The sequence below is a fragment of the Geotalea toluenoxydans JCM 15764 genome, assembly GCF_001311985.1.
Classification (GTDB): Bacteria; Desulfobacterota; Desulfuromonadia; order Geobacterales; family Geobacteraceae; genus Geotalea; species Geotalea toluenoxydans.
This window is the reverse complement of sequence record NZ_BBCJ01000018.1, coordinates 14,907-31,639: the sequence shown is the minus strand read 5'-3', so window position 1 is coordinate 31,639 and position 16,733 is coordinate 14,907. Positions and strand designations below refer to the sequence as shown.

Sequence of the window (16,733 nt, the reverse complement as noted above, 5' to 3'; positions counted from 1 at the left end):
ATGCCATTGCGGCATTCGAAAGCGGCAGTACCTGCGGGGTCGCCTTCCACAACTCCACCACCTGCCAGGGAGCGTTCAGCCCTACTGTGAACACCACCGTGCAACTTCCCCCCAGCGGTATTCTGGATTACACCACCTTTACGGTGCCTCAGGGGGTTACGGTCAGATTCGCGAAGAACACCAACAACACCCCGGTCATTATCCGCACGAGCAGTAATGTCCTCATCGAGGGGACCATCGATGTCAGCGGCTCCACAGCTGCTTGTGCCGGGACCGCTTGTGATGGCGTCCTCGGTGACGACGGGCAACCCGGACTTGGTGGTCCTGGCGGATATGACGGCGGCTATGGGGGACGCACGACCCTGTTCGGCGGATCGTCGGGCCAATGCAGTGGGGCGGGCAAAGGCCCTGGAGGTGGTTATCATGCCTGCAGCACCTACAACGGTAGTGATTTGAGGGGTGGCTGCGGTGGCGGCGGCTCCTATGCTGACGCAACAGGGACTAATTGGTGGGCGTCCTCCAGCGGTGCCACCTACGGTCAGGCTAGTCTTCTTCCCATTGTCGGTGGTTCCGGGGGAGCAGGCGGCGCGGCGGGGGGAAATTTCAACGGCGCTGGTGGGGGCGGCGGCGGTGGCGCTATCCTCATTGCATCATCGGGCACCATTACGATAGGCAAGCAGAATGTCGGCGGTGCCGGAAGGATTTTTGCCGACGGAGGTACCGGCGGACAGAGTTCAGGCGATTGGTGCGGCGGCACCGGCGGCGGCGGATCGGGCGGCGCCATCAGGCTCATGGCAGATACGCTCACCAGGATTTATGATGGATGGGTCGGCGCCCGTCGCGGAGGCAGCAGCGCATCATGTCTCTGCACCGCGAACAGGGGCGGATACGGCAGGATCAGGCTCGAAGCGAACAATACCAACTGGTCCGGTTATACGGATCCGGCCTATTCCTGGAGTACGCCACCGGGCAAGGTGCTTGTTCCCAATAACCCGACCTTGGCCATCGTCAGCGTCACCGCCGGGGGGAACACCCAGCAGGTGCCGGCCAATCCGACCGGTGTAGGGGACATTACTTTGCCCCAGGGTACCACCACTGCCACAGTTCAGCTTGCAGCCACCAATATTCCCCGGGGAACAACGGTAACCGTATATGTGGTCCCAACCGTTGCCGCCAATCGCTCGTCCGCGCTCAGTAACGCACTTGACGGTTCTTCCGATGCCAGTACTACTGCAACCGCTACAGTGACTCTAAGCAACGGCAACAACGTGCTGCTGGCATCGGCCAGCTATACGGTGACCGAACTGGTGGCGATGAGTCTGCCGCAGTTCAATGGCGAGTATGTGGCCAAGGTTCGGGTGGATGCCGAAATGGATGGCACATCGAAGGTCACCTATATTACCGCCTCTGGCAAGGAATATCCTGCAGATGGAGTGGTGCGGAAGGCTTCCTAAACCTGATGCCGTCCAACTTGGATTTGTACGACGTAATTTAACTATTCAGATGGACCACCCCACGACCTAGCGGTGGGTGGTCCATCTGATACCTGTATTCACCATAGTTTGGCTATGCTCCTGCAGTTCATGAACGCTGCAATTTCTGGAGGAAGTTGAGTATGCGCAATTTGTCTAGTGTAAGTTTCAGGCGGCAATGGCGAGGTATTGCTATGGGGCTTGCACTATTTCATATATCCATTTCTTCTACATTCGGATATGGCGCAACACTGACTATCGCCAAAGGAGTTGTGGTCCAGGCCGGTGAGCAGGTGCAACTGGTCGTCAGGGATTCGCTCAACGCCCAAGAGGCTGAGATTACAAGCGGCAAGACGGCTCCTTCGCCGGGAGACTGGCGGGGGATACGGGTGTATGGCTCGGCGACCGTCGTCGGGTTCAGCGGCACGACAATCAGTTATGGTGGTGCAGCGGATGGAGCGGCCCTCGATATCAGTGGCGTATCTCCGGCAATAAACGGTGCGCAGATCAAGAATAGCGCTGGTGCCGGCATAAAACTCAGGGAAGGAGCTTCCCCGACTATAAGCAATGGAGTTATCTCGGGAAACGGCGTCGGAATCGAAGCGTCAGGCGACGGTAACCCGGTTCTCAGTAATTCTTTTATCACCGGGAACTTATACGGCCTGAGAAATCTCAACCCCGCTCATCCCATCAAAGCTGTGCAAAACTGGTGGGGAGATACGAGCGGGCCGCTTGATGCTTCCGATGATACAGCGGGGGGAGGGTTATACAACCCCGGCGGGCTTGGAAACCAGGTAAGCGACGGAGTGGTGTATTCGCCATGGTCCAATTTGATCCCTATTCTAGGCGGTTCATTCACCATTTCCGAGGGGGCGATCACAGCATCACCGGGTATAACGATCAATCTTTCCTGCATGACCTGCAAAGAATTCAGGATCAGTGAGGATCCATCATTTGCCGGGGTATTATTCCAACAGTTTACTTCTACGTTACCATTCAGCCTTTCGACTAACGATGGTCTGAAAAAAGTTTACGTGCAGTTCCAAACCAGTACCGGGAATTCCAGTCAATTGTCGAGCCAGATCATCCTCGATACCACCAAACCGACGGTCACGGCAATGAGCCCAACGACTCCGGTCAAAGCAGGCGACATAACATTAACCCTCACCTTCAGTGAAGCAATGAGCACAGGCACCCAACCTACAGTCACTGTCACCCGTCCAGGTTTCCTGCTCGAAACCAGCTACACCATAACCGGCGGCTGGCATAACTCCACGACCTGGCGCGGTAGCTACAGCTTCACCGCCAGTAGCGGTGATGCGACATACGTAGTTAAAGTAAGTGGCGCTAAAGATCTTGCGCAAAACGCCATGGCCGACCAGCAAGCGGGAAGCTTTGTCCTCGACACCACCCCGCCGACAACTCCTGATCTGACATCGCAGGTTACCACTCCCACCAAAGTGGCTAACCAGACCCTAACCGGCAGCAAAGAGGCCAATAGCGCCATCATCATCAACAACGTCCAGCGCGTTCCCCTAACTGCCGACACCAACTGGAGCTACAGCTATCCACTCGCGGAAGGTGCCAACCCCCTGGCAATCTTCGCACGTGATGCCGCCGGCAACGACTCTACCCCATTAGCCCCGCGCCGGTCATAACCCTCGATACCACGCCGCCTCTTTTTACCGTGGACGTATACAAAAATCCTGCTCCGACGGCCACCCAGACCATCTCCGGCAAAAAGGAGCCGGGATCTATAGTTACTCTGAAAAATGGTTCAAGTGTTACCACTATCTTTGATGCCACTGATCAAAGCGCCACCTGGTCGTATCCCATAACCGTGACCGACGGGATCAATAATCGTTTAGTCTTTACTGCGGCAGATGCCATCGGCAACGTCACGACCAAGACCATAGACATCCTGTGCGATACGGTGCCTCCACAGCCGTTGGCAAGCGGGATGCTGGTTATAGACGGTAGCGGAAAGGGGACTGAAGTCACTCTTTCCTGGCCTTCGTATGTGGAGTTAGCCGACCTTGCTTACTATCGGGTATATTTCAGTGGGGCAGATTTTACAGATACATCTGCTCTTACCCCTGTCGGCACGGCCAATAAAGGAAATAAATCATTCAAAGTGACCGGCCTGACCCAGGGTACCCGCTATTATTTTGCAGTCGTACCGGTAGGCATAAGCGGCAATGCTGATCCTAGGGTCAACACGGCTCAAGGTGTCCCGGCAGATACATTGCCGCCCGAGGACGTTACCGGTCTTGTTGCATCGGCAACATACTCCGTTGCCGACGGCAATACTGCCTCCCTTACCTGGACCGGCAGTAAGAATTCCACCGAAGACCTAACTGACCAGATGGTCTATATGGATGCAGGACAGGGTTACGATGCCGGGACAGCAGTGGGTAAGACCGCTATCACCTATGCCCGGAAAGGGCTCAACGACGCCACACTCTACAAGTTCAAAGTGACCACCAAGGATACCCAGGGCCACGAGAGTGCAGGAATCGTGGTAACGGCGGTTACGAGGCTGGCAAATCCCGCCGGCCTTGCTGCAACGCCTGGAAGCCAGAAGGCCACCATCACCTGGAATGCGGTCAATTCTCCTTACGTCAAGGCCTACAATATCTACCGCCTCCAGTCTGACGTTCCCCAGACCGACGCGACCTCCATGACCTTGGTCAAGAGTCAGACAGGGACCAGCTTTACCGATACCGGTTTAACCAACGGCCTGACCTACCAATATGCTGTTACCACTCTCAACACATCCGGCGCCGAGCGGACCAGTGTCCAGAGTATAGGGACAGCGCCGCGGGGCGATACCACCGGCCCGGTTATCGCGGGGCTCAATCTGACGGCTAACCAGGTTATCACTGCTCCTATGACCATCATCGCCTCAGCAACCGACGCGGAGAGCGTCGTGACAAAGCTTGACCTGTATATCGACGGAAACCTGGTGAAGAGCCAGAACGGCACCTCCATCAGTTACGCCTGGGACGTGGTTCAGGCAGTCGACGGTAATCACACGGTGAAGGTAGTTGTCTACGATGCGCCGGGGAACAGCACAGAGAGCGTGATACCGGTAGTGGTGAGCCTCGCTCCGCCGCTTGCGCCGGTCATCACAACGACCTTTAGCGGTCCCATCACCCAGAATGCAGCCACCATCAACGGTACTGCACAGACTGGGGTCAACGTATCGTTGCGGGTCAACGGAGTTGTCGTTTCCTCGGTCGCTACCTCCGACTCACGCTTCGGCTTTGCAGCTGTTTCACTGGTTGAGGGGGACAATGTCGTGTCAGTCAAGGCGGCCAACCGTGGTGGCGAAAGCGCCTGGAGCACCGACTTGCGGATCACCGTCGACAGCGGCGCCCCGGTTGCCCCGGCTGCCTTTCTGCCAAGCCCCTGGCCGGTGGCTCTATCCAGTTCAATTGGCAGATGGGAACGGGAGAGGTGCCGACCGGCTACAACCTGTACGAAGGGACTCAATCCTTCAGCACCAAGACCGATGCGGGCGTGCGGAAAACCAACAGTGCTCCTATCCCATATCTCCTAAAAGAATACATTCCGGCCGACGACGCCACCCGCTACTACGCCGTTACCGCTTTGACGGAGCCGGGAACGAAAGCCCTGTTTCCAACATTATTCAGATCGCATCCGACCGGCTCCCACCCTCGGTGGCCTCTGTCTCATTGTCGAATGCCTCAGGAGGGACTCCGGTGGACAACTCCTTCGGGCCGGGCTCGGTGACGGTCAAACTGGCTGTGACCGAGACGCTGAAGGAACTACCCTTCATGAGTCTCGAACCTCAGGCCGGGTCACCCATCGTCATTCCAATGTGGAAGGTGGACGACACCCATTACCAGGCGAGCATTACCCTTGACGCCAACTCACCATCAGGGCCGACGACGTGGAAGTTTTCCGGCAAGGACCTGATCGGCAACCGCGGCAACGGCAGCGGTACCGGACCGACCATTGATGTGAAAGGGCCGGTAGCGACCATCAACGCCCCGCTCACCATCCTCAAGACTACCGCAGGGCCGGCCACGGTCGCACTCACCTTCGATGAGCCTTCTGTGTCCACCCCGGTCCTGGAACTTCGCTCCGGCACAACTTCAGTGCCGGTCACAGGCCTTGTCTCCGCTGATGGCGGGATCCATTGGTCCGGCACGCTAGATCCTTCTTCACTGCCGGAAGGAAGCGCAGCTTTCGTCCTTTCCGGATCGAAGGATCGCTTTGATAATGTTGGAAGCACCATAAAGATTGGTGCATCAATCATTCTCTACAGGGATAATCCACCAGCCCCGACAGTTCCTGAAGGATTAACGGCAAAGAGCCTTAAGGCCGGGGCAGTTGCTCTTGATTGGGGCCGGTTCGGCGATGCGAGAATTATCGGGTCTATCGCAGAGGAGAAGGAGAAACCTCTTTCGTTGCAGTTGCCGACATCTTCGGATCACAATCGACTTACACGGATACTCCGCCCGCTGACGGGACGTGGCTTTACAGCATATCTGCCTTGGGCTCCTCGACAGCGAGAGCGCCAAGAGTACGGAAGTCGCCGGTCTTTCTGATCGGAACGGGCCTCCGGCACCGACAGGTCTTGCTCTTGCGCTCACCGGCAACGGCATACAGGCTGCGTGGGATGCGCCAACAGCCGGGAGCGAGGTGCCGAACGCCTATCGTCTTTACCGCTCCGACACCCCCATCACATCCATCAGTGGCCAGACGTCTCTGATCACCATTAAGGCCTCGCCTGCCGTGGATACGTCTCCGACCTCCACCAAGCGATACTACGCTGTGACGGCACTTGATTCCCTTGGCAACGAAAGTACACCGTCCGTCACCGAGGAGATCACATTCCCGGTTGCACCAGTACGCAACCTCATCCTCACCCTGGTGGACGGCGGCAAGCCTGCCCTTTCCTGGGAAGGGGGCGAGGCGAATCTGCAAGGGTTCTACATCTTCAGAAACGGCAACAAGGTGAACCAGATACCCACCCCCACCACCACGTACAGCGACAGCTACTATGCAGGCGACTCCGTTACCTATGGCATCACGGCCGTAAACGTCACCGGTACCGAGAGCCCGGTGAAAGAAGCGACACTCCCTGCATTCGCCATTGGCCTTAAGGAAGGGACCACCCTCCGGCGGGGGATGCTGGAGACCGTGCCGGTCGTGGTTGCCCTGCCTGCCGATGCCGCCGGGAGCCTCACCATCGATGCCATCTCTCTGAAGATCGGTTCCCTCCCGGAAAGCACTCTTGCCGGTCCGTTCACCGTGACCCCAGCTGCACTGCTTGAGGTCCAGAAGGTGGCCGCCACCGAGGCTGCCGCACCGCCGCAGGAAGCTGTTGTGGTCTCCGCCATCATGAATCCGTCCCCCGGCACTACTGTGCGGGTTACCAAGAGCTCAGTGGCCTCTGTTCTCGGCTCCGGCACGGCCCTGGAAATCTTCAACGATCCGCTGGTCCGGGGCACTGAAGCGGGTACGGCTCAAAGTGAATAACCTCGGTTCCGCCCAGTTGTCGTTCCTCACATCCGAAAACAACGGCCCGACTGGCCAGGTGAAGCTCTATCTCAAGGACCAGGACGCAACGTCCTCGCCCAGGCGAAACTGAACCAGCGCACCGGTGCTGTCGTCAGTTCCGGCTCTTACGCCACAGCCCGGATCGAGCCGGGGGGAAGTTTCCTCTCCGACCCGATCACCCTTGCCGTTCCGGCTACCGTACCTGCGCAGGTGGTTCTCGAGGCTGTGATCGACAACACCTACTATCACTACAACCAGCCCGATCAGGTCGTGGCTCCTGGTCTGAAGCAGTCGCTGGCAACGACCATTACCGACGTGCCGTACACGGCGCAGGCACAGGTGGATAAAGCTGTGTACCACCAGGGCGAGACGGTGACGATTACCGGCCATGTGACTTCCACCGCTGACGGCACCCCCACGCCGCAGGTTCCGGTGAAGATCGGCGTATCAGTCGGCGGCTTCGACCGCTTCTTCACGGCAACCACCGATCAGTCCGGGAATTTCCGATACATATTTACCCCAGGCTCTTCAGAAACCGGCACTTACAGTGTCTGGGCGATTCATCCCGACTTGGGCGACCGCACCGTGCAGGCCCAGTTCTCCATCATCGGCATGCAGGTTTCCCCGAAAGTCGTAAATGTCACCACGACTCGCAACAAGCCGGTGGACATCCCGGTAACCATCAAGAACCTTTCGGGCACGGAATTAAGTGGATTGTCCCTGGTTACCGACTCGGCCAGCGGGATCACCGCCACAATCATAAATGGCGGTGACGATAAGTTATCCGGCAGCGAAAGTCAGACCGTGACCTTCAGGATTTCGCCGCAAACGAGCGCTCCCGATTCCGGTTATGCCAATCTCACCATCGCCACCGCTGAAGGGCTATCCGACAAGGTGACCGCAAATATTACCTTGGTCAGTGCCTTGCCGGTAATCAGGACCAGCCCTTCCTACATCGATACGGGGCTGATGCGCGGCAACCAGAAAATCGTGAGCTTTACCTTGAGCAACACCGGCATTGAGGCCCTGAGTAACGCCCGGATAGAAGGGCCGTCTTCCACATGGATGTCTCTTACCATCGACAAGAACCTCGCGACGTCGGCGTCGGCCAGAGCAAGGAAATAGGCATCCTCCTGCGTCCCGGCGACTCACTGCCCCAGGGGGTCTACAACGACAGGATAGTCATCTACGCCGACAATCACATCCCCTATACTTTCAACATCCAGGTGACGGTGAGCAGCAGCGCGGTGGGGAACGTCCAGTTCAGCGTGCTCGACGAGATCATGCGCGACGTGGCAAACGCCAGCATTACCGTCCAGCACCAGTCTGCCCTCGATCTCATTTACACAGTAAAGACCGGAACTGACGGAAATGCATTCCTCTTCGACATCCCGGAAGGGCGGTACACATATAACATTAGCGCATCCGGCGCGGCTTCCTATTCCGACTCATTTGTCATCGAGCCGGGAGTGACCACCACTGTCCCTGTTGCGCTGGAACTCAAACTTGTTACCATCGAGTGGAGCGTTACACCGACGGTGATCCAGGACCAGTACCAGATAACCATCAGCCAGACATTCGAGACCAACGTACCCACTCCCGTACTGGTCATGGAGCCGCCGAACGTGACCCTTCCCGACCTGCAGCCGGGCCAGGTATTCAACGGCGAGTTCACCGTAACCAACTACGGGTTGATCGCTCTCGACAACGTCGCCCTCAACTTCCCATCCAGCTTTGACGGCTACGATGTGGAAATACTGGATTCCACGATTCCGAAACGGCTCAATGCGATGCAGAAGATCACCGTGCCATACCGGATCACCAGGAGCAGTCGGTTGCTTTAAACACAGGGGAGGGATCAAGTAATCTTGCTTCTCTCTGTGAAGAGGTAAGAGGGTTTGGTGGGTCGACCTGCTACAAGTCTGTGCCGCTGTTCACGGTTCACGGGACGGCGATCATATGTCCGAATACTCCTCAAGCAAGGACGGTAGATAGAAGCACGACCTATTATGGGCTTGTACCCTATGCTTGCCCCAGTGGAGGAGGGACAGGAAGTGGAGTAGGGACGGGAATTCCATACTCCTATACAACTTCAGTTGGTTCAGGGACTGGAGGTTCGCAAAGTTCAGGGACGAGAGGGCCAGGGATAAGCACGCCGTTGCCGTCAACTAATCCCTGTGATTGTAAGCCTGATGATACGCCGTGCGCTACAGGAACAACGATGTGCTGGAAGGCAGTCTGCAAAAGCGGCAATTGTACGGCAGTTCCTGATGATTCACAGGTACCACCTCAAAAAGCAAATGGAGACTGCAAGAAGGAGAAATGTCAGGGGGGTGCAGTTGTAACGGTTAACGATGATAATGATGGATGTGATGATAGTAAGATGTGTACTTCATTTACGGGAGAGCCAGGAAAACTTGGTCCAGACAAGTGTAGTGGCGGAACTTGCAAAGGAAAAAAGATTGAGGATGAGTATTTGAATCCTGAAATTACATTTGCAGGCTTTGACAAACAAACATTGAAGTCGTTTGGTGCAAAGGCATTGATGCGAGGATGTAGGATGGTGGGTGACCTTAGCGTGTCAGGTGATATCAAAACCCGACCAATGAACAAATGTTGTGAAGGAAAGGGATTTAGACAAGGTAGCGATGTTACAGGTACGCTTACATTGTCGTCACCAAGTATTCAGTGTGCCACTTCTCCAAAATTCTTGATGTTGGGGCCTGTTCCAATCGCTTATGTGAGAGCTCTAGGGGAACTTTTAATTGATGGCAGCGCTAGTGCATCTGGTGGATCAAATGCCTGTGCAGAAACCTGTGATTGGAGTGTTGGCATTGAAATTGCCTCGAAACTAACAGGCACTGTTGAAGCTGCGTTAATCACAAGTATGGTAGATTTGGACATATTAAAGGTGGCAGGGGATGTGACAGGCAGCGGATCCTTTGAAGGAACGGTGGATTGTCATGGTGACTGGAGTTTCGAAGGGTGCTTTGGAAAAGTTACTTCGGCGGTAAAAGTATTTACTCTAGGTATGCAGCCCATAGGTATATCAGTTACGTTGAATGATGGGTGGTGTTTGTAAAGAATTAAATTAAAGGGGAAATGCATGATGAAGATCATAGGTGAGGTTAAGAGTATAGCTGTTGTGATAGTTTTTGCCCTAGTCATTTTTAAACTACAAGATGCTTTTGCTGTGAATGATATTTCATTTGATTTGCGCCCAGTCAATTCAACATCGAGCACCAACACAGTAAGAATATCTTTTACAGGCAAGCAATACATAAATGACTTATGGTTTGACGATATTACGAAAAACAATTTATCTTTGGATGCAGATGAAAGATTTGTGTTTAACTTGATAGCGGCCAACGCGACTGGAACCCAAACGGAACTGTTAAATCTATGGGCACCTGATGAAAGAAGCAGTATAAGCGAGATAATATCTGATAATGAGATTTATACTTTAAACAAAAATCGGTACAAGCAGATTCAAAATTCTATATTTTTGGCTAAAATAGATTTTGGTGAATACACAGTATTTTTTATGCAACATGTATTTAACGAAATAACAAGCATAGTTAAAACATACACGATAAAAAAGGTAAATGACAACTTTTACCTAACAGGCGCTTTAGGTTCAGACCCAATATATAACTATGTAATGATGTCTTATAGAGGCACGTTGCCACAAAAGAAAAAAAGTGATTCAGTAATAATGTATTATGGGCATGTTACCTGAAAATTTTCACTAAAAGTAAGGACCAATGATATGACTGCCCTGCCCAAGAGCATAAATGTTACAAAAAATGGCAGAAACACAATCATCACGTATAGGTGGTTTCATATATATATAGCAAAGTTCTTAGGTGCTTGCATAATATGGGATATCTTCATGATTTGGTTCTTTTGCACACATGTTTTCTCTAATGAAAACAGCTTCTGGCCTGTCTCATTATTACCACTTCTTGGAGGTCTTGGTATGACATATGTCACCTTGATGCATTCAATAAATAAAACCGATATCGCTATAACCGATGGAACAATCAACATTAAACATTATCCTTTTCCTTGGTACTCATATCATAATAGATCCATGCTCCTTGGGAACTTAGTAAGAGTTGAAGTTGATACTGGCCCAGGTTGGATGATGCCCAACAAGTCTGCATCAGTGAATGGAGTGGCTAGAGACGGTAGCAAAATATTAATCGTCAAGAACCTAAGGTCAATGGAGCAAGCCAAGTTTATCAAGCAAGAAATAGACAAAGAATTGGATCTAAAACAGAATAGTCTGTAATGTTTGCAGTTATCTTTGATCCGATGATTATTTAGATTGTAAAGCCAGAAAAGTATTAGCATAGATATAGAACCAAGAGAAGTACATAGCCCATTTAAGTACAAGATAAAGGCCATACATTCACAAAATATAAGTCAGTCTTCAAGTAACTATATAAGCCGTTACTTGTCTAATAGTGAGTATAAAAAAATGAAAATCATAACCTTAGTCTTATCAATTCCCCTGTTCCTTTCTTCGTCACTCTGGGCTAAAAGCATCTACCTCAAAGACGGCAGTGAGATAGAGTGTCAGTCGTATCGACAAGAAGGGGACAGTATTATTGCCCAAATTAACAGCGAAACTGCACTTGATTTTGCCCTAGAAGAAGTGGATTTCACCAAGACTGCCAAAGCGAAGGTAAGCGTCGGAAAAAAGAAGCAAGAAATAAAGAGGACTGCCAATGCTAATCCTGAGATGTATACCTTGCAGGAGGCTAATACAACTGAACAACCGCCCGAGGATATTACATGGTGGGGTGCGGGAAAAACGCCCGACGGATATAATCCTGGCACTCCCGAGGTTCAGAAAGAACTCTTCCAGATGTTTGAGAAATACAATCAGGCGGCGAGATCCGGTGATTTCACTGCGGTGGCAAGGTACATGACGACCCATCAGGCTCAAGGCACATTGGCTGCGTTGGCGAAGGTAAAGGACAAGAAGGTGCTTCAGCAGAGAAGGAAAGTCTTGCAGAGTTTGGCGGTTAAGGATTTCCATGTGCAGAAATGTGCAGTATCTCCTGACGGCAAGATTGCTGCGCTCGCCGGAGTCGGCAAGAAACAGCAAGGAGGAACTTATCAAGAAGCAAAAGGGACTATCAAGTTGGTCAAGGAAAGCAGCGGATGGAAGGTTGCCTTACAAGTATGGTGATCTTTAACTATGACATTTGGGGATTACGGCTGCGCATGAGGAAGTATCTATTTTTAGTTCTATTGTTTCTGCCTACGTTGGCACATGCTTCCGTGGAATGGACGCTGAAAAATCAGATAAACCTTGAAGCCTCACCAATTGCAATGGTCTCTGCCCCAGACGGAAGAACGTTTATATCCTCGTTCCCGGGAAGATCCTTGTTTTCTCCCAAGCAGAAAACCGCGTTGTTGACTTCATGCCGATTGATCGCAAGTTTGATCATTTTACAGTCGCTGGTAAAGGGAAATCGTTCCTGCTCTCTAGCAGTAAGGACACGTCACTGAGTATTTTCGAGGTGAAGAAAACACTCGACTTATCAGGGCTTCCCTACAAGGGGCCACCTGACGCCCAAGTGGTGGTAGCCGTCTTCAGCGACTACCAATGACCGTATTGCGGCCGACTTGAGCCGCTACTCCAGCAGGTGCTGGAGAAGTATCCAAAAGAAGTGAAGCTCGTTTTTAAGAATTACCCTTTGTCGTTCCATAGCCATGCTCGTAAGGCGGCGACCGCTGCCCTGGCGGCCCAGGAGCAGGGAAAATTCTGGGAATTCCACCATAAACTGTTCGATTCTAGGAATATTAACGATCAGAAAATTCAGGAACTGGCTAAAGAACTGAAGCTTGACCTAAACAAGTTCAATGAAAAACTGAAGGACCCGGCAATCCAGAGAATAATAGATCGGGATATTGCCGAGGGAAAAGACAACGAAGTAAGCGGAACACCGACCATCTTCGTCAACGGCAAGGAACTTGGGGACAGGAGCCTGGAAGGGTTCTCCCTGATGATCGATGCCGAGTTGAGGAAATAGCAATGCATGGCCTGATGCCTGCTTGCACAACACCAAGAGGGAACCATGAAGGTCAATAGCGTAATCGTCCTCGCAATCATGTTCTTTTTGCCTGTAGCACTCCATGCCGCAGATGTACAGGTATCGGTGGGCGAGGTGAAGGACAGCCGTTCGACCAGCCAGTTTTTAAACGAATTGGAAATCAAGCTCAAGCTGACCGGAGATGACGTACCTTCCATCAGGGGAGTGAAAACCACGTTCACCACAGCGATCGACGGCACCGGACGAAGCATCCTGAAAAAAGAGGGACAGACCGCGTCTTTCGAGCCTTTCCGCGATGCCGCATCCGGACTGGCCGAGGTGACCCTGAAACTGAAGAACCCGGCCCGCAAGGCGGCAGTGGTGAGCGAGCTGTCCGGTGAGTTGCAACTTTTCATGCCGGAACGTGATCCAGCATCGATTGTGGTGGTGAAAGGGTTTCTGGCGAAAGCCGGGAAACCTCTCGGGGCTGTATCTCTAGCCAAGGCACGGGTCGAGGTGACGGTGCTGACTAAAGCGGATTACAATGCGACGGTCAAGCGCCAGGAAGAGGAGAGGGTTCGAGCAGAGGGGGCTAAAGAGGGACTTTCGGGCGCAATGATGCAGATGGTTGAAGGGTTCATGGGTATGTTTCTCGAAGTGGGTGAACATGACGTGATCTTCAAATTGGCGGACCCGGCGGAGAAGCTGATCGACATTGAGGTCCTGGACGGCAAGGGTAACGTAATGCAGACTCAGGGTCGATGACATCGGAAGGGGTGAAGGTCCTGAAGTTCAGCAAGCCCCTCCCGTCGGATGCGCAACTGCGAATCTTCATTGGGACCGAAAAGGCGTTGGCGGAGGTGCCATTCAAGCTGAGGGATATCGCGCTGCCGTGACTTCCCATCGCATAGGTGAAACAATGGCCGCAACTACAGCAAAAAGGTCCCTGAATTACCTAAGGGCAACCTTCACTGTCCTACTGGTGATTTACGGTTTTATTTGTGCGCGGAGCGCGGAAGAGGGAAGTTTTCTCGACAGAGTGGACCTTATCGCCCATGAGGCAGGGCACCTTCTATTTGGATACTTTGGTGAGTTTCTCATGGTCATCGGCGGAACTCTGGGACAACTCCTAGTACCGGTAGGAATCGGCTCCTACTTCATCCGGAAACGTGAATTCTTTTCCGCTACTGTGATCCTCTTCTGGCTTGGACAAAACATGTTCAACATGTCGGTCTACATCAAGGATGCGGCGGTCATGGAATTACCGCTGGTGAATATCGGCGGGGGAGAGGGGATACACGACTGGAATTGGTTGCTGCTGAAATTTAATATTCTCGCTTACGACAAGACTATCGGCAATGCCGTTCACGGGTTGGGAGTGTTAATCATCGCGGTTTCGATCTTGTTGGGGTTCTATTTCTCATTCAAGAATGAGGAAATCCCTGAAGAATGAACCAATACGGTTGTCCTTGAAGTGAGACTGGATTGATGCTCAGAATTTTCTTTTCGTTCTTGCTGATGTTGCTCCTTGAAAACCCTGCTTTTGCCGAGGAAGAGCTGCAAGTCCGCTTGGCCGAAATACTTCCCCGCACTGCCCGTTGGGCGGTGGTGGCGCTCGACCTGAAAACAGGGAAGGAAGTTGCCTCAGCCGGCTCATCGCTGAAGGAGGCGCTGATCCCTGGATCGTTGGTGAAGCTCATTACCGCCGGAGCGGTGCTCGAATGCGATGGGCTTGACTTGCGAACGATCATCCTCCACGACGGGAAGATCGAGGACGGGATACTGTACGGGAGTCTTTATTTCCGCGGCCAGGGCAATGCGTTCCTTTCAACGGCTGATATATATGCGGTGGCCCACACCATTGCTGCAAAGGGGATTAAGCGGATAACCGGAAACATCATTGCTGACGATTCGCTTCTCGACCCGAAGGGACTGGAGCGGAGCCATACGGGGCCTGGGTATGCTCCGGCCGGGGCGCTCGGGGCCGATCTACACACGGCAGCAGTGATTGTTTCGCCTGCCGAGCCAGACAGGCCGCCGGCGATATCTGTGGACCCTCCCAACGCTGCGGTGCGGTTAGCAGTTGAGGCGAGAACGACGACAGCGCAAACCGGCAACATCCGGGTGACGCAGATCGATGACTTGGCGTACCGGGTTACAGGCAACATCTCGACGGGCTCCAGGCCGCTGAAATGGCGTTTCGCACTTCATGAGCCGGCACTCTATGCCTCGGGAGCGCTGAGAGCAGCTCTGAATCAGGCCGGGGTAAAGGTGGAGAATATCGGTAGAGGAAAAACATCAAAAGACGCGAAGACCCTTGCGGAAATCAAGGGACCTGACCTGCGGGCACTGCTTCGCGATGTGAACGTGAACAGCCTCAACGTGGAGGCGGACAATCTTTTCCTTCTCCTCGGAGCGGAGAAGTACGGTGTACCAGGGACGCGGGAAAAGGGAATGCGGGCAGTGAATGATTTTCTCGCAACTTTTGGCCTTCGCAAAGGGGAAGCTGCCATCGGGGACGGCTCGGGGCTTTCGATAGAAAACCGGCTGACGGCGGGATTCCTGACCCGTTACCTATACGCAGTCACGAAAAGGCCCTGGTTTGAGAGCTTCCGTAGCTCTCTCCCGCGGGCTGGAATCGAGGGAACGGTGAGAGACATGGGGCATAAAGATGAACGGTTTCGGGTAAAGTCCGGCAGGCTGGAAGATGTATATGCTTTGGCAGGATACGGAGTCGATGCTCGGGGACGGGAAGTTGCCTTTGCCTTTATGGTAAATACACCCGGCGCCGCTGTTTTTAATATGGATCGAAGTGGAGATGAAGTCATGAAATACCTTCACACAGAGGTCATACAATGAGAAAGCTCACGGTTCTGCTCTTTTGGGGAGTGATACTGCTTTGTTCAACTGCATTTGCGCCCAAGACAGAGGCTGCATGCGCCAAAGTATCCATTGAAATACTCCAGGAACTGACCTTGGAGCGGGTCGCCTTCGATGCCAAACTGGTCATTACCAATGGGGTTCCGGACCAAGTGCTGGAAAATATCCGGGTGGATGTCTTCGTCAAAGATAGGGAAGGGGCCTCAAAGGATGCGCTCTTTTTCGTAAGAAACCCGAGCTGAGCGGGATTACCGGGGTGGATGGCTCGGGAACGGTCGGCGCGGGTAGTCGCGGAGAGGCACATTGGCTCATCATTCCTTCGCCGGGGGCGGGAGGGGAGTTGCCAACCGGCGTCGACTACTGGGTGGGAGCCAACCTGTCATATACTATCGCCGGCAAGCAGGAAATTGTCCCTATTACCCCGGACAGGATCACGGTCAAGCCAATGCCGATATTGGTCCTGGACTACTTCATGCCCTTCAGCGTCCTCGGGGACAACCCCTTTACTCCTCAGGTAGAGCCGCCCATTCCATACCCCTTGGCAGTGCGCGTGATGAACGATGGCTACGGGACAGCCAATAAGCTAAGGATTGATTCCGCCCAACCGAAGATCGTGGAAAACAAGCAGGGATTGCTCATCGATTTCAAGCTCCTGGGTGCTTCGGTGAATGACGGAGCGGTCAGCCCGTCCCTCACAGTGGATTTCGGTGACCTCCCGAGCAAGAAGGCAGGCACCGCTGCCTGGCGGATGATCTCCACTCTTTCAGGCCGGTTCATCGAGTTCAAGACCAGCTTCACCCAC

Annotated in this window: 16 protein-coding genes and 1 pseudogene; 16 read left to right on the top strand and 1 reads right to left on the bottom strand. The window is 53.3% G+C overall.

Annotation, left to right across the window (positions count from 1 at the left end; translation table 11 throughout):
* Positions 1-86 precede the first annotated feature (86 nt).
* From JCM15764_RS12800 to JCM15764_RS12780, 5 genes are all read left to right on the top strand, one after another.
* A complete protein-coding gene (locus tag JCM15764_RS12800; protein WP_054696318.1) occupies positions 87-1,454 on the top strand; it encodes a hypothetical protein in 1,368 nt (455 codons plus the stop codon).
* A 212-nt stretch (positions 1,455-1,666) separates the two neighbouring features.
* Positions 1,667-3,130, top strand: coding sequence for a right-handed parallel beta-helix repeat-containing protein (locus tag JCM15764_RS12795; protein WP_243688931.1), 1,464 nt, complete (start codon positions 1,667-1,669; stop codon positions 3,128-3,130).
* 29 nt (positions 3,131-3,159) lie between these two features.
* The gene (locus JCM15764_RS12790; protein WP_054696312.1) at positions 3,160-5,034 is read left to right on the top strand and encodes an Ig-like domain-containing protein; all 1,875 of its coding nucleotides are present in this window, start codon (positions 3,160-3,162) and stop codon (positions 5,032-5,034) included.
* A 163-nt stretch (positions 5,035-5,197) separates the two neighbouring features.
* Positions 5,198-6,049, top strand: coding sequence for a hypothetical protein (locus JCM15764_RS12785; RefSeq protein ID WP_054696309.1), 852 nt, complete (start codon positions 5,198-5,200; stop codon positions 6,047-6,049).
* Complete coding sequence (locus JCM15764_RS12780) at positions 5,973-6,983, top strand: fibronectin type III domain-containing protein (protein WP_243688930.1); 1,011 nt, start codon at positions 5,973-5,975, stop codon at positions 6,981-6,983. Before JCM15764_RS12785 ends, JCM15764_RS12780 begins: the two co-directional genes overlap by 77 nt.
* Positions 6,984-7,049: 66 nt before the next feature.
* Here the strand turns inward: JCM15764_RS12780 and JCM15764_RS23550 are convergent, their stop codons facing one another.
* Positions 7,050-7,253: a hypothetical protein gene (locus JCM15764_RS23550; RefSeq protein ID WP_243688929.1), complete on the bottom strand. Its 204-nt coding sequence runs from the start codon at positions 7,251-7,253 to the stop codon at positions 7,050-7,052.
* Between JCM15764_RS23550 and JCM15764_RS12775 the strand changes: the two genes are divergently transcribed.
* The 11 genes and pseudogenes from JCM15764_RS12775 (at position 7,230) to JCM15764_RS12725 (ending at position 16,173) form a co-directional block, all read left to right on the top strand.
* Complete coding sequence (locus JCM15764_RS12775; protein ID WP_054696302.1) at positions 7,230-8,129, top strand: hypothetical protein; 900 nt, start codon at positions 7,230-7,232, stop codon at positions 8,127-8,129. The two genes, JCM15764_RS23550 and JCM15764_RS12775, sit on opposite strands and share 24 nt — an antisense overlap.
* Positions 8,066-8,848, top strand: a complete 783-nt coding sequence (locus tag JCM15764_RS12770) for a carboxypeptidase-like regulatory domain-containing protein (RefSeq protein ID WP_054696299.1) — start codon at positions 8,066-8,068, stop codon at positions 8,846-8,848. Before JCM15764_RS12775 ends, JCM15764_RS12770 begins: the two co-directional genes overlap by 64 nt.
* A 377-nt stretch (positions 8,849-9,225) precedes the next feature.
* The gene (locus JCM15764_RS12765; protein ID WP_054696296.1) at positions 9,226-10,086 is read left to right on the top strand and encodes a hypothetical protein; all 861 of its coding nucleotides are present in this window, start codon (positions 9,226-9,228) and stop codon (positions 10,084-10,086) included.
* A 24-nt stretch (positions 10,087-10,110) separates the two neighbouring features.
* Positions 10,111-10,743, top strand: a complete 633-nt coding sequence (locus tag JCM15764_RS12760) for a hypothetical protein (RefSeq protein WP_054696293.1) — start codon at positions 10,111-10,113, stop codon at positions 10,741-10,743.
* Between the two features lie 30 nt (positions 10,744-10,773).
* Positions 10,774-11,298 carry a hypothetical protein gene (locus JCM15764_RS12755; RefSeq protein WP_054696291.1) on the top strand — a complete coding sequence of 175 codons (525 nt, stop codon included), beginning with the start codon at positions 10,774-10,776 and terminating at the stop codon, positions 11,296-11,298.
* Positions 11,299-11,487: 189 nt separating this feature from the next.
* A complete protein-coding gene (locus tag JCM15764_RS12750; RefSeq protein ID WP_054696288.1) occupies positions 11,488-12,204 on the top strand; it encodes a hypothetical protein in 717 nt (238 codons plus the stop codon).
* 436 nt (positions 12,205-12,640) lie between these two features.
* Positions 12,641-13,051 (top strand): annotated as a pseudogene (locus JCM15764_RS12745) (DsbA family protein); the annotation flags it as partial.
* Between the two features lie 45 nt (positions 13,052-13,096).
* Positions 13,097-13,816, top strand: a complete 720-nt coding sequence (locus JCM15764_RS12740; RefSeq protein WP_054696281.1) for a hypothetical protein — start codon at positions 13,097-13,099, stop codon at positions 13,814-13,816.
* Between the two features lie 154 nt (positions 13,817-13,970).
* Positions 13,971-14,504 (top strand): hypothetical protein, encoded by a 534-nt coding sequence (locus JCM15764_RS12735; protein WP_243688927.1) that lies wholly within the window; start codon positions 13,971-13,973, stop codon positions 14,502-14,504.
* Between the two features lie 35 nt (positions 14,505-14,539).
* Positions 14,540-15,910, top strand: coding sequence for a D-alanyl-D-alanine carboxypeptidase/D-alanyl-D-alanine endopeptidase (gene dacB / locus JCM15764_RS12730; RefSeq protein ID WP_054696275.1), 1,371 nt, complete (start codon positions 14,540-14,542; stop codon positions 15,908-15,910).
* Complete coding sequence (locus JCM15764_RS12725; RefSeq protein ID WP_054696272.1) at positions 15,907-16,173, top strand: hypothetical protein; 267 nt, start codon at positions 15,907-15,909, stop codon at positions 16,171-16,173. The genes dacB and JCM15764_RS12725 overlap by 4 nt, the downstream gene beginning before the upstream one ends.
* The last annotated feature ends 560 nt before the right edge of the window (positions 16,174-16,733 follow it).